Consider the following 26,941-nt stretch of genomic DNA (forward strand, 5'->3'; position numbering starts at 1 on the left):
AACAGGCGAGGGCAGTGCCCTCGCCGGGAGACAACGATCATGTGGTATTTCGCCTGGATTCTCGGTGTCCTGCTCGCCTGCTTCGCAGGCATCATCAACGCCTTATGGCTTGAGCAGACTCACACCTTTGACGATGATTGAAGAGAGTGTCGTCTGGCGGCATGCTGGAGAATGAGCATGTCGCCGTCATGCCGAGCATCGTTGTCGCGATGACTCGGCCACAAGACAAGGGAGAGCGTACGATGTCACGACCCTGGTATGCTTCACGTCCTCCGGCCTGGAGCCGAACACGGCCTGCACATCTGGCTTCGTTGATACTGGCGTCGCTAGTATCGGTCTGGATGCTGCTGGGGCCTGATGCCATTGCATCAATGGCGACCGGGCCGCGCTACGTGATGCTGCTGATCGCCCTATGGGGCCTAGGTGCTGGCTTCACGCATGGTGTTGGACTCGTGCCACACCATCCGCGGCGCGCCTGGCTCCTGGGCGCTCCACTGAGCTGGTGTCTGTTGATCATCACGCTGATCGCACTCAGCATGAGTTGACGCACACAGGCCGCATGGTACTGCTGATGCCGCTGCCATATTGGTGAGGTGGACGGGCGTCATGGCTCCGTAGCAACGTCGAGGTAAGTATCGACGTAATGTCACCCACGTAATGGCATCGTATTCGTATTACCCCACACAAAGGGCCGTCAATATGACGGCCCTTTGTGTGTCTGGACTCGACAGATAATATCCTGCCGATCGGAGATCATCTCGCCAGTCTGAATATTGCCAGAGTGCAATAGTGCTTTACTTGACCTTGACTCTCGCCCTATAACGCCAGTGGCTAATACGTCATTGTGGCGCCTGTTCATGCAACATTACCGCATGTTTGGCATTGCCATTACGCAGGCTATCCCGCTTTTTGCTATCAGTGTCTTTGTCTGACTGGCCGCAAGTGACCTGTCTAGCCCCACTATGGCGTACTGTGATTGATGTATTTCTATGGCGTCATCTTTGTCAGCGCTGGTAGTTCATGCGTTCGCACGCCTACTATTACCCTGTTGGAAAGCACTGCCTTGAAAAATACTGATCTTGCAAAACGATTGGGTGAAAAGGAGTGGCTGAGGAGAAAGCGAGCGTATGAGAAGCGGACTTTCAACAATGTCTGTAAATAGAGACAGATAAAGAGTGACGGTGAACAAATGCTCTGAGATAGTCTGGCGATAGACATCCGTCAATACCTGATTCGTGCCGATAGTGACATATCATCGGTCATTCACCCTTGTCATGAAGCAGGCCCCTTGCAGGTGATTCGGGTCTTTTTCATGGAGGAGAAAGATATGCGATCTCCCGCTGATTCACCCCGTGCGCAGACTGATAATGATCGGGTAGTACCGTCTGCAGCGTACATACCCCGTGACATGACACGTCGCCAGTCAGGGGACTGGATGCTGTCCTTGGTAGTGCCGGTGATGAACGAAGAAGACACGATCAGCCTGTTTCTTGAGGCAATCGAGAAAACGCTAGGACATCAGGTGCCACACCTGGAAATTCTGTTCGTCGATGATGGTTCAAGTGATGGCACTCTTGCGTGTCTGGAGGCTGCGGTCGCGAGTGATTCACGGGTGCGCTATCTGAGCCTGACACGTAATTTCGGCAAGGAAGCCGCGATGAGTGCGGGTATCGAGCAAGCGCGTGGTGATGCCGTCGTACCGATGGATGTTGATCTGCAAGATCCGCCCGAGGTGATTATCGACTTCATCGCGCAGTGGCAGGCCGGTTATGACATGGTTTATGGCGTACGAGCTGCCCGCAATGAAGATACTGCTACCAAGCGCCAGACGGCAGGGCTGTTCTATCGCGTCTTCAATCGCGTGACCTACACCGAGATTCCGCGTGATGCGGGGGATTTTCGCCTGCTGGATCGCCGAGTCGTGGAAGCGTTGCGCCGCTTGCCAGAGCGTAACCGCTTCATGAAAGGCCTGTTCTCCTGGCCGGGCTATCGTTCTGTGGGGGTGACTTACCAGCGCCCAGCGCGCGCAGCAGGTATCACCAAGTTCAATTACTGGAAGCTGTGGAACTTCGCTCTCGATGGCGTGGTGAGCTTTTCCACCTGGCCGCTACGTGTCTGGACGTATCTGGGCGTTGGCGTCGCCGGTCTGGCGTTCCTCTATATCCTCGTCATTATCAGCAAGACCGTATTCTTTGGTATTGATGCGCCGGGGTATGCCTCCTTGATGATTGCGGTGCTGTTCTTCGGTGGTATGCAACTGATCTCCATCGGGGTACTGGGGGAATACCTCGGTCGCCTGTTCATGGAGACCAAGCAGCGGCCTCTGTATCTGATTGATCACGACAGCTTGCATGACAGCCCGTCATCAGCAAGCTCGGTAGATCGTGGACTCGATAGTGGCTTGAGCACCGCACGCGTTGTACGAGGTGTGCACCGTGAGCGCTGAACATGACGCCAAGTCTGAGGTGACTGACTCGACTCCTCCTGTCAGTCAGCGCGCCAAGCAAGAGGCGGGGACTGCTACGCGCTTCGGGCTGGTGGGGCTGGCGGCGACAGGTGTCCACCTTGCGGTCGCGGCAGCCATGTTGGCGCTTTGGCCTGGACTGAATGAATTCATCGCCAATATCGTCGCCTTTTGTGTGGCCTTTCAAGTATCACTTGTCGGGCATCAGCGCCTGACATTCAAGCGTAAAGGGAGTGCCTGGCGCTTTGCATTGGTCGCGGCGGTGGGCTTTGCACTCAATAACGGCTTGCTGGCGATCCTGGTGCGCGGTCTTGATATTTCCGGCTTCATGGCCATTGCAATTGCGACGTTATCAGTCCCGATCGTGACCTATTTGGCCTCAAGACTGTGGGCCTTCAAGGAAGAGCATGCATGAATGACATTGTGACCGCGGCGGGCAGCGCGACTGTCACCGGCAGATTGGGGCGCTTTTCTGCTCAGACTCCCAGTCCAGAAGTCGCGTTGGAGAGAGGCAAGGCCGCGCGCATTCCCTGGCTACATATTCTGTTGGCGCTGATCGTCACGCGGGGCGTGTGGCTCGCTATTGCGGTCTACGGTGATCAGAGCTACTTGCATGCCATGGCCCAGTTCGACGGCAGCTGGTTCAAGGGCATCACCACGCGTGGCTATGATATTCAGGCACAGGGGCTGAGCGATGGTGATGCCGGTAACTGGGCCTTCTTCCCGTTGTATCCTGCGCTGTTATGGTTGGTGACCCTGGGCGGGCAGCTCAATCCCGATCTGATGGGCGTACTGCTGAGTAATGCGCTGCTGGTCGTGGCGCTAGGACTGGGATGTCGTTATCTGGCAATCACGCGCCCCGGCGCCTCGATGCTGTTGTTTGTGTGGCTGACGGCCAGCATGCCTTACAGCTTTTACTTCAGTGCTGTCTATTCCGAGACGTTGTTTTGGTTGCTGTGTTTTGCGTCGCTGATCGACTGGCGCTGTCAGCGCACCGGTCGCGTGATGCTATGGACGCTTCTGTTGTCGCTGACACGTGCAACAGGGGTGTTCTGGGTGATCGCAATGGGCATCGAGCTGCTGGTGCGTTTGCGTCTGTCCGCCTTCGGCGAACTGTGGCGTCGTCCGGACTGGCTGCTGATCGGCGTGATGGGGCCATTGGGGCTGTTCCTGTTCATGGCAGTGCTCTATTACCAGACCGGCGACGCACTGGCCTTCAGCCACGTGCAGATTTCGTGGGGCCGTGAAATGGGCAATCCCTTTGCGAATCTCGTTGAAGGGCTGAGCTACTGGCTGACGGCACCGGAGACTTTGCGTCCCGCCTGGCAGGCCAGCATGGCAGCAGTCGGCATTGGGTTGATCGGCTGGTTAGGGGTGCAGCGCCGCTGGCTTGAGATGGGGCTGGCGGGCTTTACCTTGTTCGTGCCACTGGCAACGGGGCTTGATGCGATACCGCGCTACATGATTGGCATGCCGGTGTTTGTGCTGGCGCTCCATGATCTGCTGTCACGTGTGCCACGTTTCTGGTCGTGGACGTGTGTGGTGCTGGGTGCGCTCTTCAATCTGTGGCTGGTGGAGAACTGGTATGACGCAGCATTCTGGCTTGTCTGATCAGCGCGCTGAGGCGCTCTATGCTGCGCCGCGTGTAACTCACCGGCATCGCCCCTGGCTGCTGTTGGCAACAGCTCTCGTACTGGCATTTGAGCTGTCGATGTTGTGGTTGGCACGTGATCCGCAGGTGGATGACCATTATCGGCGCTATTTCATTGATCACGCTACGACCTGTTATCGCCCCATGGGCGAGGTGCCGGTGCTTGAGATAGGCAAGACCTATCCGGTCCGCAAGGGTGAGGTGCTGGGTAACTGTGCTGTGCTGTGGGCCGGGTTCTACTCACCCAAGGAGGATCGCGCGGTCAGCGCTCGACTGTCGGACGTGACACTACGGCTGAAGGTTGAGCCGGGTCTTGCTCAGTCTGTGGTGGTCGGGATGGACCTTTCGCGCTTCCCGGATGTTGCCAAGGCATTGCTTGTCGAGGTCGTCGTCAAGGACATCCTGCTGGCGCGTTGGCCGGTCGGGGGAAGTGGCGAGCGCTTCGAGGTCGAGATACCCGAGCGGCTGTTCGCGAGTGATGGCAGTGTCAGTATTACGCTCAAAGGGCCGCCGCCCATCGCACCAAGAGATGTCGGGATCAGCGGCAACAAGTTCCCGATTGGCCTGCGACTGGATGCTATCGCGCTGCGCACTCGTCTTTCCAGTCCTGCTGCGACGTCGAGAGAGGCCACATCGACACCGGCCAGCGAATAGGTATCACTGGCTTGTGGGCAGGTCTGTTCATTCAACACCTGCTCATTCAATACCGGTTTGTGCAAGAGATGGTCAGACTCGCTGCGGTCGGGTAGATTGTGCGCGTCAATCGCGTCTGCTTTCGCAAGTTAGCGCCTGTTCAGTCAATGCAGTCCTGGGTGACAAGGGCTGCATGGTCATTAAAAAAAGCGTCCGGCAGGCAGATGCTGCCTGATGAAGGACGCTCAAGGAGTCGTTGTGGAACTTTTGAATGCCATTCCCATGGAAACCAATCAGTTGTTCGAATTGGCATTGCTGTGGGGCGGAACCTTGTTGTCAGCACTGGCAGTGCTGGTGTTTGGTATGTGGGTGGCCAAGCGCCTGACCCAGTGGGTGACATCGCTGCTGCAGCGTAAAAGCATGGATGAGGCGGCGGCGGGTTTTGTCGGTCAAATCGCCTACGCCATCCTCGTGGTGATGGTGCTGTTGACCGCACTGGATCAGCTCGGGGTGGATACCACCTCCATGATTGCGGCGCTGGGTGCCGCGGGTCTGGCCATTGGCCTGGCGTTGCAAAGTTCGCTGTCCAATCTGGCCTCCGGTTTCTTGCTGGTCACGCTGCGTCCGTTCAAGAAGGGCGACTATGTCGAAGCGGCCGGTACCTCCGGCAGTGTCGATCAGATCACCATGTTGCAGACACGGCTGGTGACGCCGGACAACCGCAAGGTGACCGTGCCGAACTCCAGCGTGATGTCCAACACCATCACCAACTTCTCCGCCTTGCCGACGCGTCGTCTGGATCTGGTCGTGGGGGTCAGCTATGACGACGATATTCGCAAGGTCAAGGCTGTGCTCGAAGAACTGGTGGCCGGCGATGAGCGCATCATGAAAGAGCCGTCACACCTGATCGCCGTGGCAGAATTGGCCGATAGTTCGGTCAATTTCAATTTCCGCATGTGGTGCCAGGCATCTGACTACTGGAAGCTGAAGTGGGACATGAACGAGCGCATCAAGCTGACCTTCGATGAGCGCGGTATCAGCATTCCCTATCCGCAACGTGATGTGCATATTCATCACGCGAGCGCTGCTGGCGAGTAATGTTATTTGTCGTGTTGTCATCATCGTTTCAGCAGTTCTGGGACGAATGATTGAAAAACGCCACCTTTGGGTGGCGTTTTTTTGTGCCTCAATTGGTTACTCTCAAGCAAGGTTCGGTTCATGACCCTCTGATCGGGAGTGTTGTCTCTTGCGCGTGATAGCAGAATTCACTCAAAGCGAACGGCGTCAGGCACGTCGCCTATTGTTGGCCAGCCTTGTGGTGCTGGGGGTTGGGTTGTGGCCGTTATTTAGCAGTCATGTACTGTATCTGGATGATATGGGGCGTGTGCTGGATGGTTATTTCGGTTGGAACATCAATGCGCGGCCCGCGGCGGAAGGCGTCATGCGCTTGCTTGGCTTTGGCGATGCGCTGGTCAATATTGCACCGTTGCCACAACTGGTGGCCTGGGCCATCGCGGCCGGCATGTCGCTGGCATGGTGGCGTTGGGTGCCGGGGTTGAGGCCGATGGTCTACGTTCTCGGCAACGCGCTGATCTGGCTGACGCCCTTCACGCTGCAGAATTTCACTTACGTGTTCGATAGCCTGCCGATGACGGTTGCGCTCGCCAGTGGCGTGCTGGCAAGCCTGCTGCTGCGACAGCCATTGTCGTCATACCCGCCTTCATCACTCCCGTCTTTATCTTTCAAGCACCGCTGGCGGCGACTGATGGCCGCGACGGCGTTGCTGCTAGTGGCGTTATGTAGCTATCAACCGGCGCTGAATGCCTTCCTGGTACTCAGCTTGTTGGAAGCATTGTTCAGCACCACAGTCCGTCGCAGCTGGCAGCTTCTGTTTCAGCGAGCGGGAGTGGTGCTCGTGTCGCTGGTGGTGTATCTGCCGCTCTCGAGAGTGCTGGTCGCCGGAGAATACAGTCAGCAGCATGGGCGCATGCTCGATCCTGGCGATGTGATGGCATTGCTGGGCGGCGTGCAGAGCAATCTTCAGGCCGCCGCCACGGCATGGCGGGGAGGATTGGATCACGCAAGCCTGGTGTTCAGTCTAGTGTTGTTGATGGGACTCGCCATGACATTGGGAGCTGGCCTGTGGAGTCGAAGAGGAGAGGGTGTTGAGCGTTCAGCTACATGGCGGGAGCGAGGGCTGAAGGCTTCCTTTGAGAGGCTCAGCCGAGGCCTGTGGCTACTGCTGTTGGTGCCCGCGCTATGGGGCCCGATGCTGTTGCTGGCAGAGCCGGTATTTCACTCTCGCACCTTGGTGGCGTGGGGGCCGTTGCTAGGCGGCGCACTGATGCTGGGGCTGGCAGGGCAGGAGAGCCTGAGACGATCTCAACGCTATCTTGTTCGCATGCTGCTGACGCTGGCGGTGCTACTGTTGATACGTCAATGGTTGATCTTCGCCGCATGGAGCAATGCGCTTACCGCCCAGCAGCACTACGAAGCACAGCTGGCACAGCGAATCGTGATGGATGCCAGTACGCTAGGGCTTCCGCTGCGTTCAGTGCGTGATTCCGTCACCTTTCTGCCGCAGTCGCCATTGCCCGTGTTGGTGCTTGGCAAGGCCCCCATCGCGCCACTGGCGATAGGCGCTCAGCGACATGTGCCCGCAGTGAAACAGAATCTGATTGCAGCCTTTACACCGAATAATTATTGGGCGGTGGTGCGGTTACGCGCGGCGGGGGCCAGCGCCGTTACCTTGCTGCGTGATCCGAGTCTGAAAGCGCAGCTGGCGGAACGGAAGACCTGCCCGGCAATAGTGAGTGCGTCCGTTGTACCGCTGGCACCCTATCAGCTGTGGCAAGCAGACGGAGTATGGGTGATTGATTTCCGGGACAAGGCTCAGCAATGCCCGTCCGATAATTGATATTCACAAACGCAAAACACCGCCCCTCGGGGCGGTGTTTTGCGTCGTGCCGTATGGCAACTCAGCGGTGAAGGTGTCCACCGGCTAGATCAGCATCAGGCGTGATTATCGACCTTGTCGAACTCGGCGAGGATATCCTGGCTCGGTTCTTCAGTGGCGATGCTGACCACGTAGATCGCGATGTAGGCGAAGATGACGCCCGGCACGATCTCGTAGAGATCGAAGATGCCACCGGTCAGCTGCTTCCAGACCACCACGGTCACACCACCGACAATGATGCCGGCCAGTGCGCCGAAGCGGTTCATGCGACGCCAGTACAGCGACAGGATAAGCGCCGGACCGAAGGCGGCACCGAAGCCGGCCCATGCGTAGGAGACCAGCCCCAGCACGCTTGAGTTCGGATCAAGTGCCAGTATCCACGCGATGATGGCGATACCGACGACTGCGAAGCGACCGACCCAGACCAGCTCAGTCTGACTTGCGTTCTTCTTGAACAGCGCCTTGTAGAAGTCATCCGCCAGTGCAGAGGAGGAGACCAGCAACTGGGAATCAGCGGTGGACATCACCGCGGCCAGGATGGCGGCCAGCAACACGCCGGCAACGGCCGGATGGAAGATGAAGTTCACCATGACCATGAAGATCTTCTCGCTATCGGCCAGATCTTTCGGCACGTAGACGAGACCCAGCAGACCGATGCAGATGGCCGCGAACAGACCGATGGCAGACCACACCACGGCGATGGTGCGTGCTGCCGGAATGTCCTTCTCGCTGCGGATGGCAGCAAAACGCGCCAGGATGTGCGGCTGGCCGAAGTAGCCCAGGCCCCACGCCAGCGAGGAGATGATGCCGACCAGTGTCAGGGCTTCACCGGTAGAGGCGTCACGGAACCACTCAAGTAGCAGCGGGTTCTCGGCAGTGATGCGTGACGTCGCTTCTGCCACGCCGCCCATGTCGGTGAGAGCAACCACCGGGACCACGACCAGCGCGACGGCCATCATCAGTCCCTGGATAAGGTCAGTCCACGATACCGCGAGGAAGCCACCAAAGAAGGTGTAGGACACGATGGCGATGGTGCCAAGCGTCACGGCGACGGTGTAGTCGAGCCCGAAGACCGTCTCGAAGAGCTTGCCGCCAGCCACCAGGCCAGAGCTGGTATAGAAGAGGAAGAACAACAGGATGAAGACGGCTGAAATGACGCGCAACATCTTGGAGTTATCGCGGAAACGCTTTTCGAAGTAATCCGGGAGCGTCAGGGAGTCGCTGGCGATGAAGCTGTAGATACGCATACGACGTGCCACGATCAGCCAGTTGAGCCAGGTGCCTGCCAACAGGCCGATGCCGATCCATGCAGCGGACAGTCCGCTCAGATAGGCAGCGCCCGGTAGGCCCAGCAACAGCCAGCCGGACATGTCAGAGGCGCCGGCAGAAATGGCAGAAGTCCAGGGACCGAGTGAGCGGCCACCCAAAATGTAGTCCGACATGTTGGCGGTGCGCTTGTAGGCCAGCAGGCCAATGCCAAGCATCACTGCCAGATAGACGGCAAATGTGATGAGTATCGTGGGGCTATTTTCGACCATCGTGGAGTAAATCCTTTGCGATTATTGTTGTCAGACACCGAACGTTTCATGATCCCTTGGGGACGGCGCCACTCGTGTACACATCAGCATTACAGGTATGTCAGTCATTGTCGTACCGCCTGCAGACTGACCGAATGTCAGGCTTAACGACTGGAGCCGACTGCATTCTGATTATGTTCAGACTAGCGCATAACAGGATCTTCTGACGTTCATGTGTCCCCGCATGTTGCGTGACGTAGCAAGCGGTCAGATGTGCCGCATGCCCACCGATCCTTTAATAGATGGGCATGTGGCACATATCACGAGCCAGTGAAGCGCCCGCAGGTATAGGGGCACTGATCTGCCCCCTATATTGCCTGGCGACTGTTACGCATCTGCGTCATGCAGTCCTCTGCCAGGCATAACCTGAACTGCCCGCCCAAGGGGCGGACAGTTCAGGTTCATTCTTCGCCCATGGCCAGAAGAGACGCGTTGCCACCGAGTGCCGTGGTATTGACGGTACGGGTTTTCTCGGTAGCGAAACGGTGCAGGTAGTGCGGGCCGCCGGCTTTCGGGCCGGTGCCAGAGAAGCCCTGACCGCCGAACGGCTGGACCCCGACTACTGCGCCGATGATATTCCTGTTGATGTAGACATTACCAACACGAATTTTCTGTGCAACCTTATAAGCAAAACTTTCGTTTCGGGAATGTACACCGAAGGTCAGTCCGTAGCCGAGGCCATTGATGGTGTCGATGACCTTGTCCACTTCTCCGCCTTTCCAGGTGGCGATGTGCAGGATAGGACCGAACTGCTCGCTTTCGAGGCTGTCGATGCCATCGATACGCAGCGCGACCGGTGCCACGAAGGTGCCGTGCTCGGTCTGACGTGGGTCCATGGTGGACTCGGCAATCACACGGCCTTGCTCACGGTAGGTCTCGATATGCTTGAGAAGACCGGCGCGGGCTTCTTCGTCAATGACTGGGCCCACATCGGTGCCCAGGTCGCGCGGATCACCGATGTTCAGCTCATCCATTGCGCCCTTGAGCAGCTCAATGACGCGCTCAGCGACATCTTCCTGCACATAGAGGACGCGCAGGGCTGAGCAGCGCTGACCAGCACTCTGGAAAGCAGACTGCACCACGTCGTTGACGACTTGTTCCGGCAGTGCCGTGGAATCGACGATCATGGCGTTCAGGCCGCCAGTCTCGGCAATCAGTGACGGCAGCGGGGCATTTTCACGTGCCGCCAGTGAGCGATTGATGATCTGAGCCGTCTGGGTGGAGCCAGTGAAGCAAACGCCAGTGATACGTGGGTCGCTGGACAGTACGCTACCGACGGTCGGGCCATCGCCCGGCAGCAGTTGGACGACATCACGTGGCATGCCGGCTTCACGCAGCAGTTCGACCACGCGGTGCGCGACCAGAGAGGTTTGCTCCGCCGGCTTGGCGACAACGGTATTGCCGGTGACGGCAGCGGCAACCATCTGGCCGCAGAAGATCGCGACCGGGAAGTTCCATGGGCTGATGCAGGCAAACACGCCCTTGCCGCCGAGGAGAATCTGGTTGTGCTCGCCTGTCGGGCCTTGCAGCTCGGTCGGCATGGCGAAGTCGGCAATGGCACGCTTGGCGTAGTAGCGGCAGAAGTCGACGGCTTCACGAATCTCGGCGATGCCATCGGTCAATAGCTTGCCACCCTCGCGGGAGCACAGCGTCATCAGTTCGGCGGTGTGGGTTTCCATCAGATCACCGAAGCGCTCGAGAATCGCGGCGCGTTCTTCGACCGGCGTCTGCTCCCAGCGCGGGTAGGCAGCCCAGGCAGCATCCACTGCACGTGAGGCTTCTTCTGCACTGGTCCACTGTACGTGGCCGATCGTGACACGGCGGTCGAACGGGCAGGTGACAGTCTGGCGGCGTGTCGGATCAGCAGCAACATCGAAAGCCAGCAGCGGACGCACGTCGTAGACGGTGTCCATATGGGTGCTCATTTCAGCGATCAGCGGCTGGAACTGGCTATTGATGTTCAGATTGATACCGCGTGAGTTGCGGCGACCTTCGCTATAGATGTGCGGCGGCAGCGGAATACGCGGGTTGTGATAGGTAGCGTACTGATTCAGGGTCGCGACCGGATGAGTACACAGGCTCTCGACCGGCACACGTGGGTCGACCAGCTGGTGGACGAACGATGAGTTGGCACCGTTTTCCAGCAGGCGACGCACGAGGTAGGGAAGCAGGTCCTTGTGGGCTCCGACCGGTGCATAGATGCGGCACCAGGTCGCTTTGGGCGCACGCTTCAGCGCGGCTTCATACAACGCTTCGCCCATGCCGTGCAGACGCTGGAATTCGAATTGACGTGTCTGTACGGCATTGGCGACATCCAGGATGGCGCTGATGGTATGGGCGTTGTGCGTCGCGAACTGCGGATAGATACGGCCACGCGTATTTTCGGACAGCAGGAAACGCACGCAGACCAGATAGCTGATATCAGTGGAGGCCTTGCGGGTGAACACCGGATAGCCTTCAACACCCAGCTCCTGAGATTCCTTGATCTCGCTGTCCCAATAAGCCCCCTTGACCAGGCGCAGCGGGATTTCATCACCCTGCATATCCGCGACACGGTTCAGGTACTGCAGTGTTGGCAGTGCACGTGTGGAGTACGCCTGCACCACCAGACCGAACTTGCCCCAACCACGGCAGGTATCGCTTTCATAGACGGCGCGGAAGACTTCCAGAGAAATTTCGAGACGATCGACTTCCTCGGCATCGATGGTCAGCGCGACATCCAGCTCACGCGCGATGGTCGCGAGTTCACGTACGCTGGCGACCAGCTCTTCCAACACCTGAGTGCGCCGGCCAAACTCATAGCGCGGGTGCAGGGCGGACAGCTTGATGGAGACGGACGGAGACGGTGTGCCCGACTTCAGTTTACGCGATGTCTCACCGACGGTGCGGATGGCACGTGCGTAGTCGTCGAAGTAACCCTTGGCATCGGCGCGGGTACAGGCCGCTTCACCCAGCATGTCGTAGGAGTAGGTGTAACCCTTGTCGAACTGCGGCTGGGAGCGCTTGAGTGCTTCCTTGATGTCACGGCCGAGCACGAACTGCTTGCCCATGATCTTCATCGCCTGATACATGGCGCGACGGATGACCGGCTCGCCCAGGCGGTTGACCATGCGGTTGATGAAGGTCGCCGGCTTACCGTCTTCCTTGGGCAGATCCATCTTGATGACGTTGCCGGTCATCAACAGGCCCCAGGTAGAGGCATTGACGAACCAGGATTCGCTTTGACCCAGATGTGATTTCCAGTCGGCCACGCCCAGCTTGTCTTCGATCAATGCATCCGCAGTGTCCTTGTCCGGAATACGCAGCAGCGCTTCGGCCAGGCACATCAGCAACACGCCCTCCTGAGTGTTCAGACTGTATTGCTGGAGCAGCTCGTCGATGGAGTCGACCGCGGTGTCCATGGTGCGAATTTCGCGTACCAGCTCGGCCGTCTGGTCACCAATGCGCTTGGTATCAGTCGCATCGGCTCTCAGTAATGCGACCAGCTCTGTAACGTAGGCATCTTCATCGACCAGGTAATGATCGCTGACCCGAGCGAACAGCGCTTCCGGCGTCTGTTGCCAAGTGGCCGGCGCAAGCATTTCATTGGCACGCAGAACGCTGGCGGGCAACGCATCTTTGGCGATAGCGGACTGATTGCTCTGAGTCGCGGCAATAGGCTGATCGGTGGAAGTGGCGGTAGTCATGGAGCAAACCCCTTGCTGCTGGGTGGCGGTACGCCGAAAAGGAGTGCCGGGTCGAGGCGCCGTGGATGCTGTCGTCAGCATCAGAGGTGCGAGACATCGGCCTGTCTGGATGTATACCTGTGAATGTAGAGTGGCGCAGGGGGGCGGGTCTTTCCAATTTCACGGGTACGCATGCCAAATTCGCGGACATGTCGCTGAACTGGCACGCTTCTCCGACCTTTGTCGAAGTCCATGAAGAGATATGCGGCGATCGTGTGCGACTAACGTCGTGGTGCTGGGCGTGTGATGAGCGGTGTCAGGCTTTTCGCAGGACGGACGGCGGGAAGCCTAGATGTTTACGGAAGGCGTGCGAGAGCGCGCTCTGGTTGGCGAAGCCGCAGCGGTCGGCAATCTGCGATAGCGACAGTTCTGTCGTGCCCAATAGGCTGCGTGACTGCTCCAGTCGCCGGCGCAGCAAATATTGATAGGGCGATAGCCCCGTCAATACTCTGAAGCGTTCGCTGAAATGCTGCTCAGACAGATGGGACTGACGCGCCAGGTCGGCCACGGTCAGCCGCTGATTCAGGTTGGCATCGATATAGCGGTTCAGTGCAACGAGATCCAGCTGACGTCCGGTGCCGCCCAGCGCGCTCATCGGCTCGGCAAGGCGGGTATTGAGGCATGCAAGGAAGGTCGCAGCCAACAGGTCGCCGGGTGCCTGCTGATAGTCATTGACCTCCGCGAGCATGAATTCGAGATAGCCACGCAGACGCGTATCCAGCGTGAAGAAACGCGGGCGCTCGAACAGGCGCTTCAGCTCACGATGAGCACCGGTCAGATAGGGCGCATCATCGGGCAGGTCAAGTATCAGCTGGCGGTTTTCGCCGATGCCAGCGTAGTAGTGCACATGGTCTGCTGGCACGATACAGCCGGTCAATGGGCGAATCTCTCCGCCCTGGCCTTCTATCTCGAACTCGGCCAGGCCATCCAGCCCGATGACAAGCTGATGATAGCTGTGATCATGATGCTCTCGCAGATTGGAGAGCGGGATCAGGCGCATCTCACTGGCGGCCATCAGGCGCGAGTCTCCGCTACGCCAGTGCGTGCGCGCAGGTGTCCCAGCAGAATGCTGAGTTCTTCACGGCCCTCGCGCGAGAACAGTGCGCCGCCTTGTGCCACCTGCCACGGTCGTGCGTGATTATCAAAGATGCCCTGACAACGACGACGCAAGCTCTCCAGATACTCGTCATGGCGAATCGGGTAGCCAATCACGGTGTGCCATTCGTTCTCGCTGATCTCGCCACTGGATGCCTGGTCCAGTACGCGGGCAATGTCGCTGAAGTCAGTGCGAAAACGCGGGGTACGCGCCAACATCAGCATGCCGACCGTCGCGAGGCAGACAATCAGGCAGACCACGAAAGTGATGATGAAAATTGACATGGGCGAACCTTGTGAAAGCAGAGACGGGAAGTGATGACCAATAGCCGTATTCTACCATGGCGAAGGTGCTGCATCGTCAGCAGAGAACGATTGGCATATTCTGTCTGTCAGAACGATATGGCATGATTCCAGCACGCTATGGTGGATTACACTGTTACCGTGGCCTCTATCATTCTCAGCGAGAATCCGGCGGTGTCACCGCTCATCTTCTTTCCCCTGCAGGAGCACCTGATCATGGCGAGCCAACGTGTTGAAGCCGTCGAGCGTGCCCTGACGCTGCTGGAAGCGTTTACGCCGGCTGCGCCGCGTCTCACGCTCAATGAGTTGGCGCAGGCCAGCGGCTTTTACAAGAGTACGATTCTGCGCCTGATGGGTTCGCTTGAGTACTTCGGCTATGTCGAACGCGACAGTCACGGTATCTATTCCATCGGCGTGGCCCTAGGACGGTTTGCACAACTGGCGCCGGCGCTTTCGGTGCGTGAGGCACAGCGGCGTGAATGGTTGGCAGCATTGAATGTTGCCAGTGGTGAGACGGCGAGTCTGGTGTTGGTTGAGCACGGCAGCTTGCCGGATGCCAGGCCTGCTGAGGGCATGACACGGCCACGGCAGGCGATGTGTCAGTTCGTGCAGCTCAGTCCAGCCCCGCTGCGGCATCAGTTGGAGGAAGGTGAGGTGCTGGATGCGGCACTGACCGCATTGCTGCAGCACTGCGTAGATAGTGGCGGGATTGAAGTGGGTGAGGCAGAAGGGCTGACCGTTGCCGCGTTGGCGGTAAGTGTGGCGCAGCAGGATGATGACGCCTTGGCGCCTGCCGAGGTCATCGTGATAAGTGGTCCAGCGGCACGCCTGACACCGCATCAGGCCCATCGGCTATTGGGGGCGTGGCAGCAGAATGCGTTGCTTTAGTTTGCCCACGGCCCATTGAGAGTGCGCCCATGAAAAAGCCCCCACACGGCAACGTGTGGGGGCTTTTGTGTACAGGTGCTTATCGTGCGATCTAGCAGGTGTGCATCACACCCCAGTGGTGGACTTGGCGGCACCCATGCGGCGGCGCAGGATAGGCCCGACGATCACCGGCAGTACCAGCCCAGCGAGTGCGATGCACCACAGGGTGATGGACAGCGGGCTACCGATCAGAATTGTCCAGTCACCATCGGACAGCTGCATGGCATGACGAAGATTCTTCTCCATCTCCGGCCCGATCAGCATGCCGAGGATGACCGGTACCAGCGGTATCTCCAACTTGCGCAATACGTAACCAGCAGCCCCGAAGGCGACCATGAAGTACAGGTCAAACACGGAGTGGCTGATGGAGTAGATGCCAACGAAGGCAACCATCGTCACGACCGGCAGCAGGAACTTCGGCGGCACTGACAGCAGCTTGACGAAGATACCGACCATCGGAATGTTCATCAGCAGTAGCAGTACGTTGCCGATCAACAGTGCCGCGATCACGCCCCACACGATGTCGCCGTGCTGCGTGAACATCAACGGGCCTGGAGTGATGTTCAGAGAGATCAGCATCGCCAACAGGACGGCAGTGGTACCGGAACCCGGCACACCCAGTGTCAGCATCGGCACCAGTGCACCAGAGGCGGCACCGTTGTTGCCGGCTTCCGGTGCGGCCACGCCACGTGGATCGCCATTACCGAAGTCGCCTTTCTTGCCGATGATCTTCTTCTCGACCGTGTAGCTGATGAAGCTACCCAGCGAAGCACCTGCACCTGGCAGCACGCCTGCGATGAAGCCCATCACACCACCGCGGAAGGCGGTTGGCAGGATGGCGACGATGTCTTTCATCTTCAGCTTCATCTTGTTCATCGCGATCATCGGCTTGCCTTCACCGGCATTCTCTTCGATGAAGAACAACAGCTCTGAGATGGCGAACAGACCGACGATGGCAATGATGAAGTCGATGCCTTCGTACAGCTCGAGAATATCGAAGGTGTAACGCTGAGTGCCGGTGGAAGCATCGATGCCGACGGTGGCGATGATCAGGCCGATCGCCGCTGCCATGATGGTCTTGACCGGATTCTTGCCGGTGATACCACCAAGCGTTGCGAACGCCAGCACGAACAGCGCGAAGTATTCTGCCGGGCCGAAGGTCAGCGCGAAGCTGGCCAGCCATGGGGCCATGATGATCAGGCCGATGGTGGCAATCAGGCTACCCACGAAGGAGGCAATCGCCGAGATGGCCATCGCTTCCGCCGCCTTGCCCTGCTGCGCCATCGGGTAGCCATCCAGACAGGTCATCATCGCCGGCTCATCGCCCGGGATGTTGAGCAGAATGGAGGAAATTCGGCCGCCGTACATGGCACCGGCATACACCGATGTCAGCAGAATCAGTGATGTTTCCGGGCTCAGGCCCAGCGTGAAGGCCAACGGGATCAGGATCGCCACGCCATTGGCTGGGCCAAGGCCCGGCAGTGCGCCGATCAGGGTGCCGAGGAAGGCGCCCAGAATGGCAAACATCAGGTTTTCAGGTTGCAGGGCGATACCGAAGCCCTGCATCAAAAAGCCAATACTTTCCATTATGCCATCTCCAGAATGCCCAGCGGCAATGGCAGCTCAAGCACGAAGTTGAACAGGGCAAAGACAACAATGCCGCCAATCAGCCCGGTTGTGTAAGCCTTGAGGGGTGTCGCGCCCATGCGCCAGCACAGCGTGCCGACCGCGAAGGTGGTGGTCACGATAAAGCCCAGCGGTTCAAGCAGCGCGGTGTACAGGCATAGCACGACGATGGCGACTACCATCTCGATCCCTGTACGATTCCAGGGCCAGCCATTACTGGGGTCTGGACGCACCATCAGGTACAGGCTGCTCAGACCCAACACGATAGACAATACCGTCGGGAAGGTTTCGGGGCCGATGGACTCAGCCCCACCGAAGGGTTCCGGGAACTGTTGAGCACCCCAGCCGTACGCGACGGCCAAGGTGAGCATCAACAGACCAAAGATGCGGTCATTCATCAGCGAATCAGCCCAATGTCCTTGGAAAGCGTCTGGATGTCCTGAATCTGTGCCTTCACGAAGGCATCAAAATCGGCACCCGATTTGTGGAACGGCATCAGGCCACTCCGGGTCATCACGTCCTGCCATTCATCGCTGGTGTAGACGTTATCCAGCGTGGTGGTCCAGTACTGCTCGGCGTCATCGCTGATGCCTGCCGGGGTGTAGAAGCCGCGCCAGTTGGGAGCGACAGCATCGATCCCCTGTTCACGCGCAGTCGGAACGTCAGCCAGCTTGCCCGGAAGACGCTCGTCGGAGAGCACGGCTAGCACCTTCAAGTCACCGGATTCCATGAAGCCCTGAATCTCGGAGATATCGCCTGTGAACGCCTGTACGTGGCCACCGACAACTTGCGTGATGGCTTCGCCGCCATTGTTGTAGGAGAGGTAGGAGATCTTGGGCAGATTATCGACGCCCGCCGCCTTGGCAGCGATCAGTACCTTGAGGTGATCCCAGCCACCGGCTGCGCTACCGCCGGCGAACTTGACCGATTTCGGGTCTTTCTTCAGCGCATCCATCACGTCAGTCAGGCTGTTGTAAGGTGAGTCCTTGCCAACGGCAATGGCGCCGTAATCCGCACCCAGTGCACCGATCCAGTTGACTTGATCCTGGTTCATGCCCGGGAACTGGCCTTGTGCCAGTCGAGTCGTGGTCGCGGTAGACGCTGCGATCAGCACCTGCTCATCGCCAGCACGCTTGGAGACAGTGTGTGCGAATGCCACACCACCGCCTGCGCCTGCCATGTTGATGGTTTGCACGTTGCCCGGCACATAGTGCAGGTCAGACAGGATCTTGCCGACGCTGCGGCAGGTGAAATCCCAGCCGCCGCCCGGATCAGCCGGCGCGATACAATCAACCTTGCCTTTCGGTTCAAAGGCGAATGCCTGCGCGGACATGGCGGTGACCACCGCAGCTGTCAGGAGTTTGAGTGTCAGATGACGTGTCATGGCGACCTCGATGATGTTCGATTTATTGTGGGAGCTTCCAGCAGTCGTCAGGCCTTGATGGAGCAGGGACGCTTGAACCTGACACTAACCTTACAGTTCTGTAAGGCGAAACTTAATTCTGTATGGTGAAATTAGCGCTCAGATCATTCCCTCGCAAGATACCCATTCGTCGCACCGACCTTGGTCGAAAGTCCATTTTGCGCACTTTGTTGGTGCGTTTTTGTGTTCACGCCTTCGAAAGGAAAAGGGCACAGACACGCATCAATCCATATATGAATGCCTCGAATGGGAGGCTAGGCTCGCGCCCGGATATGTCGGAAGAGAAAGCTTGGGTCTATTTCATGCGTTGTCGCAAATAAACCCCGATATGGCGTTGCAGTAAAAGCAGGATTACCCCCTTCGTATTAGCGTGTGAAGCTCATTGGAGTAGCGCAACGCGACAAGGGAAATATCATGAACAACGTGTTGTCAGGGGTCTGGGCGCTGTTGCTTGGCATCGTGCTGATCATGCTCGGCAATGGGATGCATTTCACACTGATTGGCCTGCGGGGCGGAATCGAGGGGTTTTCCTCGACCGAACTGGCTATCGTCACCTCCGGCTATTTCATGGGTTTCCTGTCTGGTGCGCGTTACACACCGTTGTTGATCCAGCGGGTCGGGCATGTGCGTGTCTTTGCTGCGCTGGGAAGTTTCATGTCAGCAGCGCTGATTGCCTTGCCGTTACTGGCCGAGCCCTGGGCCTGGACGCTGCTGCGCGTGCTGGTGGGCTTTTGCATGTCTGGCATCTATGTCACTTCTGAGAGTTGGCTGAATGCGGCGGCCACCAATGAGACTCGTGGCAAGGTGCTCTCGGCCTACATGATGGCTCAGACACTCGGCATCATCGGGGCGCAAGGATTGTTGACGTTGGGCGATGCCGGCACCTCGGTACTATTCATTTGTGCCTCAATACTCGTGTCCATCTCATTTGCACCCATTCTCTTGTCGGCCGCCGCCGCGCCCGTCGTTTCGGTGGCGCGTCCCATGTCATTGAGCAATCTGTTCAACGTCTCGCCGTTGGGTGCCATCGGTATCTTTCTTCTGGGCGGTGTCTACGCCATACAATCGGGGATGGGTGCCGTATTTGGCACCCAGATCGGACTGTCGAGCACGCATATCGCGCTGTTTGTCGCCATGCTGTTTGCGGGGGCACTGGTGATGCAGACTCCGATTGGCTGGCTATCTGACCGGATGGACAGGCGCATACTCATCTGCGGGCTGTCCGTCATGGGGGCAGGGTCTAGCATGATGGGGTGGATGGCGGGGGACGCGCTTTGGCCGTTAATTGCTGCTGCCTTCTTTGCGGGAGGGGTGACAACGCCGCTTTATGCCTTGCTCCTCGCCTACACGAACGATGCCTTGTCTGCAGAGGATATGCCCGGTGCGTCAGGTGGCTTGGTGTTTGCTTTCGGGCTTGGGGCGATCCTTGGGCCGCTCGCGGCGGGCGGGATGATGGAGGGGGTTGATCCTTACGCTTTCTGGCTGGTCATTGCGGTAACCTTCGTGGCTATCGCGCTGTATGCGCTCTATCAGATGACGCAACAGGCGATGGTGCCGGTCAGTGAAACCGACAGCTACCTGAATATCCTGCCGACGGCGTCACCCTTGGTGGTGGAGGTCGCGGGTGAGTGGGCCCATGAGCATGCCGAGGATGAGCACGAGGCCCGTGAGCGTGAAGCGGAATACGAAGGCGAGTCAGCTCTTGAGGCAGAGCGTGAACCAACTCTCGAACCAGAACTTCCTGGCGCGGAGCTGCCTGCTACGCGCCAGTAAATGAAGAGCCAAGGCTGAAGCAACGCTCCGAAAGGCAGTAGGTATGAGCTGAAACGAAAAAACGCCATCCCATGACATCGAGATGGCGTTTTTTCGTTAGTGGGGCTCGTCACATGCGGTGCGAAACGGCGCAATGGCAGGTCAGTCGTGAAACGTCACCAACGCGTTGTGATGACTAGGCGCTCAACGAATCACAGCAGACCCAGATCTGTCGAAAGCTGCTCGACATCGCTGACCTGCTGGGTAATGAAGGTGTCTAGTACCTTGCCTGATTTGTGGAACGGCATCAGGCCGTTGTCCTGCATGGTCTTCTGCCATTCAGGGCTATCGGCCACCTTGTTGAGGGCAGTTTCCCACCAATCGAAGGCGGCGTCTGATGCGCCACCCGGCAGATAGAAGCCCCGCCAGTTGGGGGCGACCACATCAATGCCTTGCTCGCGGGCGGTCGGGATATTGCTGTATTGGCCTGGCAGGCGCTCCTCACTGAAGACGGCAAGCAAGCGCAGGTTGCCAGACTCGACGAAGCCACGCGCCTCACTCATGTCACCGGTGAACGCTTCCAGATGCCCTCCCATGACCTGGGTGATCGCAACCGAGCCGGAGTCATACGCCAGATAGGGAAGGGTGCGCAGAGAGGTAATGCCCGCCGCGCGAGCTGCCATCAGCACCTTGAGGTGATCAAAGCCACCGGCCACATCGCCTCCGGCAAAGCGTACCGATTTTGGATCTTTCTTCATGGCCTCCAGCAGCTGCGTCAGTGACTGATAGGGCGAGTCGGCAGCGACGGCAATCACGCCATAGTCCGCGCCGAGGGTGACCAGCCAACGCACGTCATTGACCTTACCGCCCTGATAACGATGCTGGCCGAGCCGTGTGGTAGTCGCGCTGGATGCCGCGACAATCAGCTTGTTGTCATCGTGACGCTTGGATTTTACATGCGCGAAGGCTACGCCACCGCTGGCACCGGGGACGTTGATGGTCTGCATGCCGGCGGGAATGATGTTCTGCTCATCCAGCAAGCGCGCGACGCTGCGGCAGGTGAAGTCCCACCCCCCGCCGGGCTTTGCGGGGGCGATACAGTCAGTCTTGCCTTGTGGAGTGAAGTTTTCCTCGGCGGCGAGAGCGGAGGTATTCAAGCCGACTGCCAGCAGAGCAGTGCTCGCGAGCAAGGTGGCAGTCGAGCGGCATTGGCGGCGTAAATCAAAGTGCATGAGGGTGTGTCCTTTATGATGTGTCAGCGTGAGTCGTTATCGTTGTTGTGGTGAATCTTTTTTTGTAGGAAGCCTTGAGCGCACCGCGATGTCTCATGCGGCGCCGGCATCAAAAATAGTCTATTCGTAAGCCATGCTGAATACACCAAGGCGAAAGGGGCATGCTGGCCAGATTGCGTTGTTCGCGCATCGTGGCTCCTCAACATGGCCAACAGGTTGTTAGAATTGGGGTATCAGGCTGCGCACGCATGTCTCGTTCAGCGTAGTCACTTTCCTTCAGGAGACGGGTCATGACCCTTACCCCGCGTATGCACGACTTTCTTGCCCGTCTGCCCAAGGTGGAGCTGCACCTGCATATCGAAGGCTCCTTGACACCTGCGCTGATGTTCACGCTAGCGGCTGAGCAGGGCATTGCCTTGCCGTATGCCACATTGGACGCGGTTGAAGCGGCCTACGATTTCGCGGACTTGCCCGCATTTCTCGCCCTCTACTATCAGGGCATGGGCGTGCTGAATGATGAATCGCACTTCTATCGCCTTGGGCAGGATTACTTCCGCCGCGCGAGTGCGGATGGCGTGAAGCACCTGGAGCTGTTCTTTGATCCGCAGGCACACCTGGCCCGCGATGTGAGTCTCGACGTGCAGTTCGCCGGCTTGGAGCGCGCCTGTCGCGAAGCCGAACGCGAGTTCGATATCACCTCGGCCTTGGTGCCGAGTTTCCTGCGCTGTCATTCCGCTGAATCGGCGCGTGAGCTGTTTGACGCCCTGATCCCCTTCGAATCACGCTTCGTAGGTGTCGGCCTTGATAGTGCCGAGATCGGTAATCCGCCGGAGAAATTTACCGAGGTCTTCCAGCAGGCGGGTGAGCGCGGCTGGCATCGTGTCGCCCACGCGGGCGAGGAGGGACCGGCGGAGTACATTCGCACCGCGCTTGAGGTGCTGGGCGTGGAGCGTATCGACCATGGCGTGCGTTGCCTGGAAGATGCCGCCCTGGTCGCGGAGCTGGCCAAACGCCGCATTCCACTGACGGTGTGCCCGCTCTCCAACGTCGCCCTCAAGGTGGTGGATCGCATGCAAGATCATCCACTGCCGGCGCTGATCGACGCTGGCCTCAACATCACCCTGAATTCGGATGACCCGTCCTACTTCGGGGGTGGCATGCTCGATAACTTCGTTGCCGTGCAAGAGGCGCTCTCGCTGAGCGAAGCGCAGTGGATCACGCTATGTCGCAATGCCATCGACGCTGCCTTCCCGCAGCGCGCCGCTGGCCTCGGGATGAGTGATGCGCGCCGCAACATGCTGTTGGCACAACTCGACACCTGTGCGGCATGATGTCCCTTGTTTACTTAATGTAATCAAGGGCTTGGGAAGGTATAGAGGCCCACAGGGTACGAGGCAGGGTAACCGCTCCATCAGATGTTGCTTGACCGTGCTAAGTCGTTGAGTACAATGCAGTTCTGGCGCACGCAATGCACCGCCCTGCGGGTGTAGCTCAATGGTAGAGCAGAAGCTTCCCAAGCTTAAGACGAGGGTTCGATTCCCTTCACCCGCTCCAGATTCTTCAAAAAAGCCTCCCATTCGGGAGGCTTTTTTGTGTTTAATTTTTATCTTTTTATTAATAACTATCAGTCTATCTATATGTTGATGTTATAGTGTTTTTAGTCATTTTATAAGGTGATCATTCTTTGTGTTTTTCGCAGCAATTTGAGTGTAATATAGTTTGTTGTTGATCACCGGAATCTTTGTTATACCTATGACGGGGAATATATTCCTGTCTGATCGTCTTAGTCGATATTTTGGCTTTATTCTAAATTCGTCAGTTGATCTAATCCCTGTATATATAAATGAAAAAATAAAGCCATCGTACATCATGTAATAATAACGAGTTTCTTTTTTTCCTCATCGAGCCTTGGTGTGATTACTATCTTTCTAAGTGCGTCGTCAGACAAATGTTCGTATTCGTTATTCACTTTTACGATAGAGATAGAAATTATATCTTCAAGGCCATCTCTGTTCCAAATTAACTTATTATTGAATATGCAGTTACGCATTAATTCCAATAATGACTCTCCCATCTTGACTATAGTAAATTGAGCGTGGTTAGTTATCCCGGCGCGCCATAGAATGCTTATTAGATATAGATAGTATCGTTTGAAGTCTACTGAGAATACAACGAACTCCTTACCTTTTCTTTTAACGACTTTTCTATTCCTAGTTACATTTGTTCCGTAGCTCTCATATTTGCATAATATCTGCTCGCATTTTCGACAAAGCATAGGTTCGATATAATTGAAGTTGCTGTTTTCAAATGCTGGTTCTTTGTTTTCATAAATAACTATTGTTTGACCATGAGATTTTATGCGTTTTGCAATTGAATTAGGTAAAATGTGTGATTCTTGCAGGCAACTTTCTTGATGACATAGCTTGCACATTCCCATCGTCGTTCCTTTATCTGTCAAATGCTATCGAAATACTATGCAAATAGTCGCCATTTTTAATGACTATTATGTTTCGGTTTCTTAATTGGCTCTAGTTTTTATTTGTTAAAAGAGGGGCTTCTCTAGTGCTTGAAGTCGGCAGTATTACTGCGCTGATTAGCTTTAATCATACCTGCGGATCTTTTCCGTCAGCTCTGCCAACTTCTCATCACTCTCGCGCGGGCCATCCGCGCTGACGACGTAGCCGTCATATTCGGTCATGTAGTACTTCATCTTCGAGTGTCTGGCCTGCCATTCGCCTGGCTGGGTGCCATGCAGTGGGATGAGCTTGGCGTGCAGGTGGTTGACGCCATAACCCTCGAAGATGATCGCGGTGCGCTCGTTATCAAAGAAGGCATCGAGCTGGCGGGCGACCTTGCGCGTGAAGCGCATGAGCTCAAGAATCACCTCGTCCTCCTGCTTATAAACGCAACTGGTGACATGTTGCTTGGGTATCACGACCGTGTTGCCGCGTGTGGAAGGGAAGATGGAGAGGAAGGCGAGGTGGTACTCACTTTCCGCGACGACATGTGCTGGTACCTGACCTGACACTATCTGACAGAATATGCAGTCAATCATGTTGATTCCCATTGGTCGCACAACGACGGATAGAGATGTGCAGTGATATCCAACACACAGTAGTTATTTTAATTTATCTAATTGAATGGCTGGTGCATAGGCTCCAGATGAATGCTTGGAGTACCAAAAAGGCCACCCGCCTGGGTGGCCTTTTTGTCTGTCTGCTCTTTTGTGGCTGACCCCGTGAATGGGCCGCGAAGACTTATTTCTCTGGCCGTGAATCCAGATATTGCTGAAGCAGCGCGCGATCTTGATGAGAGACCTTCTGCTTCCAGCTGTCCGTGACGTGTTGACTCGCCTTCTCGAAATCCCTCAGCAAGTCAGCAGGAGCGGGGGAGATGAGGCGAGCGCCTTCGGCTTGCAGGGTCACGTGAGTCTCCGCCAGTATCTTGCTGGTGGCCGCCCAGCCAGCGTCTTCAATGGCTTCAGCGGCACTGAGCAGTGCGGTCTGTTGTTGCTTGTCGAGTGCGTTGAAGCTGTCAGCATTCATGTGCACGATGTTGAGCGGCATCGCATAGTTGAGCGTCGTGAAGTTGGGCATGTAGCGATAAAGCTCTGCACTGACTCCGCCCATGGCGGAGGTGAGCGCAGCATGAATGCTGCCGTCTTCCAGCAAGGGCGAAAGCTTTGCCCAGCTCAGGATGTGTGGATTTGCCCCTAGATTGAGCAGTACTCGCTGGGTGTTGCGATCATAGGTACGTATCGGAAGGCCGGCCATGTCATCGGCATCATCGATGGGCTCTTTTGACCACAGACCGCTGGGAGGCCAGGGCAGTGCGAACAGGAGGCGTTGATTTTGCTCCTTGAGTAGCTCGCGATAGCGGGGTTTGGCCGTTAGATAGAGGCGATGAGCTTCATCGAGGTCCTGAGCGACGGAGGGGAGTGAAGAAAGTCCGAAAAAGGGTATCTCGTTGGCCAGTGTTCCACTGAGCGTCGCTGCAATGTCGATGACGCCGTTGGTGGCGGCCTGCAGGTTGCTCTCGGCTGGAATGTCGGAACGCGGTGAGATGGCCAGTGTGCCTTGGCTCTGCTCTGCCACTTTCTGGCTAAATTCCTTGGCGCGCTCACCCATTAGCGTGCCGGAGCCATAGGCGCTACTCATGCTCAACGTGGACTGTGCTTGAAGGGCGCTGGCAGCCAGCAGGCCGGTCATCAGTAAAGGGCCGGTCAGCCAGTTACGAAGGCGGGGGGCAATTATCATGAGCAAAATCCTTTTCTCATGGGGGAGGAGGTAAAGAAATTGAGGATCAGCTTGATCAAATTGTGCGCATGTTATTAGCTAAATCGAATCCATGCTAGGCATTTTTCTTTAGCGCCATTGGTCCCAATCTATGCAGAAAAGTAGCCCTTGTCTCCATGATGGCGACTAATCGCTAATGGATTGCGGGCTATAATAATATTCTGACGCCATAGGAAATCTCCACTAGGCCGACCTTTTGTGAAGATGTGTTAGATGAGCCTCAACGCTGTTTCAGGTAGTCATCGAGTATGTTGCGGCCGGTGGTGTCAGCCTTGAGTCGCCAGCTGGCAATCACACTTTCGCTGGCCTCTACCAGCGCATCTTTCAGTGCTCGCGGCGCGGGGGCTGCGACGGTAACGCCTTGCTCTGACAGTGTGGTGTAGGTGTTGATAACGCTATTGCGCACGGCATCCCAGCTGTCCAGATCAGCTTCCTTTGCGGCCTGCAGTATGGCCTGTTGCTGCTGGGGTTCGAGTGCTTCAAAGCGCGGGCGCCCCATATGCACCATGTTGAGGGGCATAGCGTAGTGAATGGCAGTGTAATACTTCATGTGAGTGGGATAACCGACGTCGAGTCCAGCTTCTGCTGCGGTCAGTACCGCATCCAGGCTACGATTTTCGAGTCCCGGCAAGACATCGTTCCAGGCCATGACTTTTGGGGTTGAAGCGGTATTCAGGAAGACGCGCTGACCATTGCGATCATAGGTTCGAATTAAGAGATTCTGCAGGTCTTCTGGGCTGCGGAGCGCCTGCCGGGACCAGACGCCACTGGCAGGCCAGGGCGCGACGTAGAGCAAGATCTGGTCGTTCTCCATGAACAGAGCGTCGTATGCCGAGCGAGACATGCGATAGAGCTGCTCCGCTTCGTCGATGTTCTGTGTCACGAAGGGCAGCGTCGAGAGCATGAAGGTAGGATCGTCGCTGCCAAGTGTGCCAGCCAGTGTGTTGGCGATTTGGATGGTGTCATTGTTGATGGCACGTGAATGGTTGGCGGAGCGTAGGCCTGACGTACCTGCGCTTTTCAATATGATGTCAAGTTCACCGTTGCTTAGCGCTTGCACGCGCTCGACAAACTGACGTGACCGCTGCCCGATCAGAGTGGTATCACCATATTCGCTAGAAAATATCAGTTGCGTAGCCGAGTAGGTAGGCAAGCTAATCAGGCTGCCGAGTATCAGCGCGGTCAATGAGGCAGTCAGTCGTAAGGAGAATGTGTATGTCATGTAAGTGTTCTCTTTTCTATCGCCAGTCGTTGGGAAGAGGGACGACGGGCAACTGTGTTA

General features: G+C 57.1%; 23 protein-coding genes and 1 tRNA gene. 12 read left to right on the top strand and 12 right to left on the bottom strand.

The genetic code is table 11. The features are described from left to right. Positions 1 to 39: 39 nt before the first annotated feature. The 8 genes from cydX to GQR90_RS05565 all read left to right on the top strand — a co-directional run bounded on the left by cydX (position 40) and on the right by GQR90_RS05565 (position 7,665). Entirely contained in the window at positions 40 to 141 is a 102-nt protein-coding gene (cydX, locus tag GQR90_RS05530) for a cytochrome bd-I oxidase subunit CydX (RefSeq protein WP_024951692.1), read from the top strand. Positions 142 to 242: 101 nt separating this feature from the next. Beyond that, entirely contained in the window at positions 243 to 545 is a 303-nt protein-coding gene (locus GQR90_RS05535; protein WP_158773247.1) for a cyd operon YbgE family protein, read from the top strand. A gap of 782 nt (positions 546 to 1,327) precedes the next feature. After that, positions 1,328 to 2,446 (top strand): glycosyltransferase family 2 protein, encoded by a 1,119-nt coding sequence (locus tag GQR90_RS05540; protein WP_233266442.1) that lies wholly within the window; start codon positions 1,328 to 1,330, stop codon positions 2,444 to 2,446. After that, entirely contained in the window at positions 2,436 to 2,879 is a 444-nt protein-coding gene (locus tag GQR90_RS05545) for a GtrA family protein (protein WP_158773248.1), read from the top strand. The genes GQR90_RS05540 and GQR90_RS05545 overlap by 11 nt, the downstream gene beginning before the upstream one ends. Continuing rightward, entirely contained in the window at positions 2,876 to 4,075 is a 1,200-nt protein-coding gene (locus GQR90_RS05550) for a hypothetical protein (protein WP_158773249.1), read from the top strand. Before GQR90_RS05545 ends, GQR90_RS05550 begins: the two co-directional genes overlap by 4 nt. Beyond that, entirely contained in the window at positions 4,050 to 4,769 is a 720-nt protein-coding gene (locus GQR90_RS05555; protein WP_158773250.1) for a hypothetical protein, read from the top strand. The genes GQR90_RS05550 and GQR90_RS05555 overlap by 26 nt, the downstream gene beginning before the upstream one ends. 237 nt (positions 4,770 to 5,006) lie before the next feature. Next, complete coding sequence (locus GQR90_RS05560) at positions 5,007 to 5,846, top strand: mechanosensitive ion channel family protein (RefSeq protein WP_233266443.1); 840 nt, start codon at positions 5,007 to 5,009, stop codon at positions 5,844 to 5,846. Between the two features lie 154 nt (positions 5,847 to 6,000). Then, positions 6,001 to 7,665, top strand: coding sequence for a glucosyltransferase domain-containing protein (locus GQR90_RS05565; RefSeq protein ID WP_233266517.1), 1,665 nt, complete (start codon positions 6,001 to 6,003; stop codon positions 7,663 to 7,665). Between the two features lie 95 nt (positions 7,666 to 7,760). Here GQR90_RS05565 and putP read toward each other — a convergent pair whose 3' ends face one another. The 4 genes from putP to GQR90_RS05585 all read right to left on the bottom strand — a co-directional run bounded on the left by putP (position 7,761) and on the right by GQR90_RS05585 (position 14,386). Beyond that, on the bottom strand, positions 7,761 to 9,242 hold the full coding sequence (gene putP, locus GQR90_RS05570) for a sodium/proline symporter PutP (protein WP_158773252.1): 1,482 nt from the start codon (positions 9,240 to 9,242) through the stop codon (positions 7,761 to 7,763). A gap of 440 nt (positions 9,243 to 9,682) precedes the next feature. After that, entirely contained in the window at positions 9,683 to 12,862 is a 3,180-nt protein-coding gene (gene putA / locus GQR90_RS05575; RefSeq protein ID WP_158775327.1) for a bifunctional proline dehydrogenase/L-glutamate gamma-semialdehyde dehydrogenase PutA, read from the bottom strand. Between the two features lie 400 nt (positions 12,863 to 13,262). Continuing rightward, entirely contained in the window at positions 13,263 to 14,021 is a 759-nt protein-coding gene (locus tag GQR90_RS05580; RefSeq protein WP_158773253.1) for an AraC family transcriptional regulator, read from the bottom strand. Then, entirely contained in the window at positions 14,021 to 14,386 is a 366-nt protein-coding gene (locus GQR90_RS05585) for a hypothetical protein (protein ID WP_158773254.1), read from the bottom strand. Before GQR90_RS05585 ends, GQR90_RS05580 begins: the two co-directional genes overlap by 1 nt. Before the next feature lie 234 nt (positions 14,387 to 14,620). Between GQR90_RS05585 and GQR90_RS05590 the strand changes: the two genes are divergently transcribed. Next, positions 14,621 to 15,292: a helix-turn-helix domain-containing protein gene (locus tag GQR90_RS05590; RefSeq protein WP_158773255.1), complete on the top strand. Its 672-nt coding sequence runs from the start codon at positions 14,621 to 14,623 to the stop codon at positions 15,290 to 15,292. Between the two features lie 105 nt (positions 15,293 to 15,397). Here GQR90_RS05590 and GQR90_RS05595 read toward each other — a convergent pair whose 3' ends face one another. From GQR90_RS05595 to GQR90_RS05605, 3 genes are read right to left on the bottom strand one after another with little or no spacing between them, the layout of a single operon-like run. Then, positions 15,398 to 16,918, bottom strand: a complete 1,521-nt coding sequence (locus tag GQR90_RS05595; RefSeq protein ID WP_158773256.1) for a tripartite tricarboxylate transporter permease — start codon at positions 16,916 to 16,918, stop codon at positions 15,398 to 15,400. Continuing rightward, positions 16,918 to 17,355 (bottom strand): tripartite tricarboxylate transporter TctB family protein, encoded by a 438-nt coding sequence (locus GQR90_RS05600; protein ID WP_158773257.1) that lies wholly within the window; start codon positions 17,353 to 17,355, stop codon positions 16,918 to 16,920. Before GQR90_RS05600 ends, GQR90_RS05595 begins: the two co-directional genes overlap by 1 nt. Continuing rightward, a complete protein-coding gene (locus tag GQR90_RS05605) occupies positions 17,355 to 18,341 on the bottom strand; it encodes a Bug family tripartite tricarboxylate transporter substrate binding protein (RefSeq protein ID WP_158773258.1) in 987 nt (328 codons plus the stop codon). Before GQR90_RS05605 ends, GQR90_RS05600 begins: the two co-directional genes overlap by 1 nt. Before the next feature lie 453 nt (positions 18,342 to 18,794). Between GQR90_RS05605 and GQR90_RS05610 the strand changes: the two genes are divergently transcribed. Beyond that, complete coding sequence (locus GQR90_RS05610; RefSeq protein WP_158773259.1) at positions 18,795 to 20,153, top strand: MFS transporter; 1,359 nt, start codon at positions 18,795 to 18,797, stop codon at positions 20,151 to 20,153. A 191-nt stretch (positions 20,154 to 20,344) separates the two neighbouring features. On the opposite strand, the gene GQR90_RS05615 is transcribed toward GQR90_RS05610, so the two are convergent. Beyond that, positions 20,345 to 21,364 (bottom strand): Bug family tripartite tricarboxylate transporter substrate binding protein, encoded by a 1,020-nt coding sequence (locus GQR90_RS05615; protein ID WP_158773260.1) that lies wholly within the window; start codon positions 21,362 to 21,364, stop codon positions 20,345 to 20,347. A gap of 290 nt (positions 21,365 to 21,654) precedes the next feature. Here GQR90_RS05615 and GQR90_RS05620 point away from each other — a divergent pair, with 290 nt between their 5' ends. Further along, entirely contained in the window at positions 21,655 to 22,695 is a 1,041-nt protein-coding gene (locus GQR90_RS05620) for an adenosine deaminase (RefSeq protein ID WP_325064289.1), read from the top strand. A gap of 149 nt (positions 22,696 to 22,844) precedes the next feature. Continuing rightward, positions 22,845 to 22,918: transfer RNA gene (locus GQR90_RS05625), tRNA-Gly, on the top strand. Positions 22,919 to 23,231: 313 nt separating this feature from the next. Here the strand turns inward: GQR90_RS05625 and GQR90_RS05630 are convergent. From GQR90_RS05630 to dctP, 4 genes are all read right to left on the bottom strand, one after another. Then, positions 23,232 to 23,801, bottom strand: coding sequence for a hypothetical protein (locus GQR90_RS05630; protein WP_158773261.1), 570 nt, complete (start codon positions 23,799 to 23,801; stop codon positions 23,232 to 23,234). A gap of 162 nt (positions 23,802 to 23,963) precedes the next feature. Next, positions 23,964 to 24,419, bottom strand: coding sequence for an HIT family protein (locus tag GQR90_RS05635; RefSeq protein ID WP_199269477.1), 456 nt, complete (start codon positions 24,417 to 24,419; stop codon positions 23,964 to 23,966). A gap of 202 nt (positions 24,420 to 24,621) precedes the next feature. Then, positions 24,622 to 25,620, bottom strand: coding sequence for a TRAP transporter substrate-binding protein (locus GQR90_RS05640; protein WP_158773262.1), 999 nt, complete (start codon positions 25,618 to 25,620; stop codon positions 24,622 to 24,624). 259 nt (positions 25,621 to 25,879) lie between these two features. After that, positions 25,880 to 26,881, bottom strand: a complete 1,002-nt coding sequence (gene dctP, locus GQR90_RS05645) for a TRAP transporter substrate-binding protein DctP (protein ID WP_158773263.1) — start codon at positions 26,879 to 26,881, stop codon at positions 25,880 to 25,882. Positions 26,882 to 26,941 lie beyond the last annotated feature (60 nt).

It is taken from the genome of Cobetia sp. L2A1 (assembly GCF_009796845.1).
Taxonomy (GTDB): Bacteria; Pseudomonadota; Gammaproteobacteria; order Pseudomonadales; family Halomonadaceae; genus Cobetia.

Excerpts from the sequence above, each read along its gene's own strand:
- cydX (WP_024951692.1), top strand. The coding sequence starts at position 40 with ATGTGGTATTTCGCCTGGATTCTCGGTGTCCTGCTCGCCTGCTTCGCA.
- GQR90_RS05535 (WP_158773247.1), top strand. The coding sequence starts at position 243 with ATGTCACGACCCTGGTATGCTTCACGTCCTCCGGCCTGGAGCCGAACA.
- GQR90_RS05540 (WP_233266442.1), top strand. The coding sequence starts at position 1,328 with ATGCGATCTCCCGCTGATTCACCCCGTGCGCAGACTGATAATGATCGG.
- GQR90_RS05550 (WP_158773249.1), top strand. The coding sequence starts at position 2,876 with ATGAATGACATTGTGACCGCGGCGGGCAGCGCGACTGTCACCGGCAGA.
- GQR90_RS05555 (WP_158773250.1), top strand. The coding sequence starts at position 4,050 with ATGACGCAGCATTCTGGCTTGTCTGATCAGCGCGCTGAGGCGCTCTAT.
- putP (WP_158773252.1), bottom strand. The coding sequence starts at position 9,242 with ATGGTCGAAAATAGCCCCACGATACTCATCACATTTGCCGTCTATCTG.
- putA (WP_158775327.1), bottom strand. The coding sequence starts at position 12,862 with ATGCTTGCGCCGGCCACTTGGCAACAGACGCCGGAAGCGCTGTTCGCT.
- GQR90_RS05580 (WP_158773253.1), bottom strand. The coding sequence starts at position 14,021 with ATGGCCGCCAGTGAGATGCGCCTGATCCCGCTCTCCAATCTGCGAGAG.
- GQR90_RS05585 (WP_158773254.1), bottom strand. The coding sequence starts at position 14,386 with ATGTCAATTTTCATCATCACTTTCGTGGTCTGCCTGATTGTCTGCCTC.
- GQR90_RS05590 (WP_158773255.1), top strand. The coding sequence starts at position 14,621 with ATGGCGAGCCAACGTGTTGAAGCCGTCGAGCGTGCCCTGACGCTGCTG.
- GQR90_RS05595 (WP_158773256.1), bottom strand. The coding sequence starts at position 16,918 with ATGGAAAGTATTGGCTTTTTGATGCAGGGCTTCGGTATCGCCCTGCAA.
- GQR90_RS05600 (WP_158773257.1), bottom strand. The coding sequence starts at position 17,355 with ATGAATGACCGCATCTTTGGTCTGTTGATGCTCACCTTGGCCGTCGCG.
- GQR90_RS05605 (WP_158773258.1), bottom strand. The coding sequence starts at position 18,341 with ATGACACGTCATCTGACACTCAAACTCCTGACAGCTGCGGTGGTCACC.
- GQR90_RS05610 (WP_158773259.1), top strand. The coding sequence starts at position 18,795 with ATGAACAACGTGTTGTCAGGGGTCTGGGCGCTGTTGCTTGGCATCGTG.
- GQR90_RS05615 (WP_158773260.1), bottom strand. The coding sequence starts at position 21,364 with ATGCACTTTGATTTACGCCGCCAATGCCGCTCGACTGCCACCTTGCTC.
- GQR90_RS05620 (WP_325064289.1), top strand. The coding sequence starts at position 21,655 with ATGACCCTTACCCCGCGTATGCACGACTTTCTTGCCCGTCTGCCCAAG.
- GQR90_RS05630 (WP_158773261.1), bottom strand. The coding sequence starts at position 23,801 with ATGGGAATGTGCAAGCTATGTCATCAAGAAAGTTGCCTGCAAGAATCA.
- GQR90_RS05635 (WP_199269477.1), bottom strand. The coding sequence starts at position 24,419 with ATGATTGACTGCATATTCTGTCAGATAGTGTCAGGTCAGGTACCAGCA.
- GQR90_RS05640 (WP_158773262.1), bottom strand. The coding sequence starts at position 25,620 with ATGATAATTGCCCCCCGCCTTCGTAACTGGCTGACCGGCCCTTTACTG.
- dctP (WP_158773263.1), bottom strand. The coding sequence starts at position 26,881 with ATGACATACACATTCTCCTTACGACTGACTGCCTCATTGACCGCGCTG.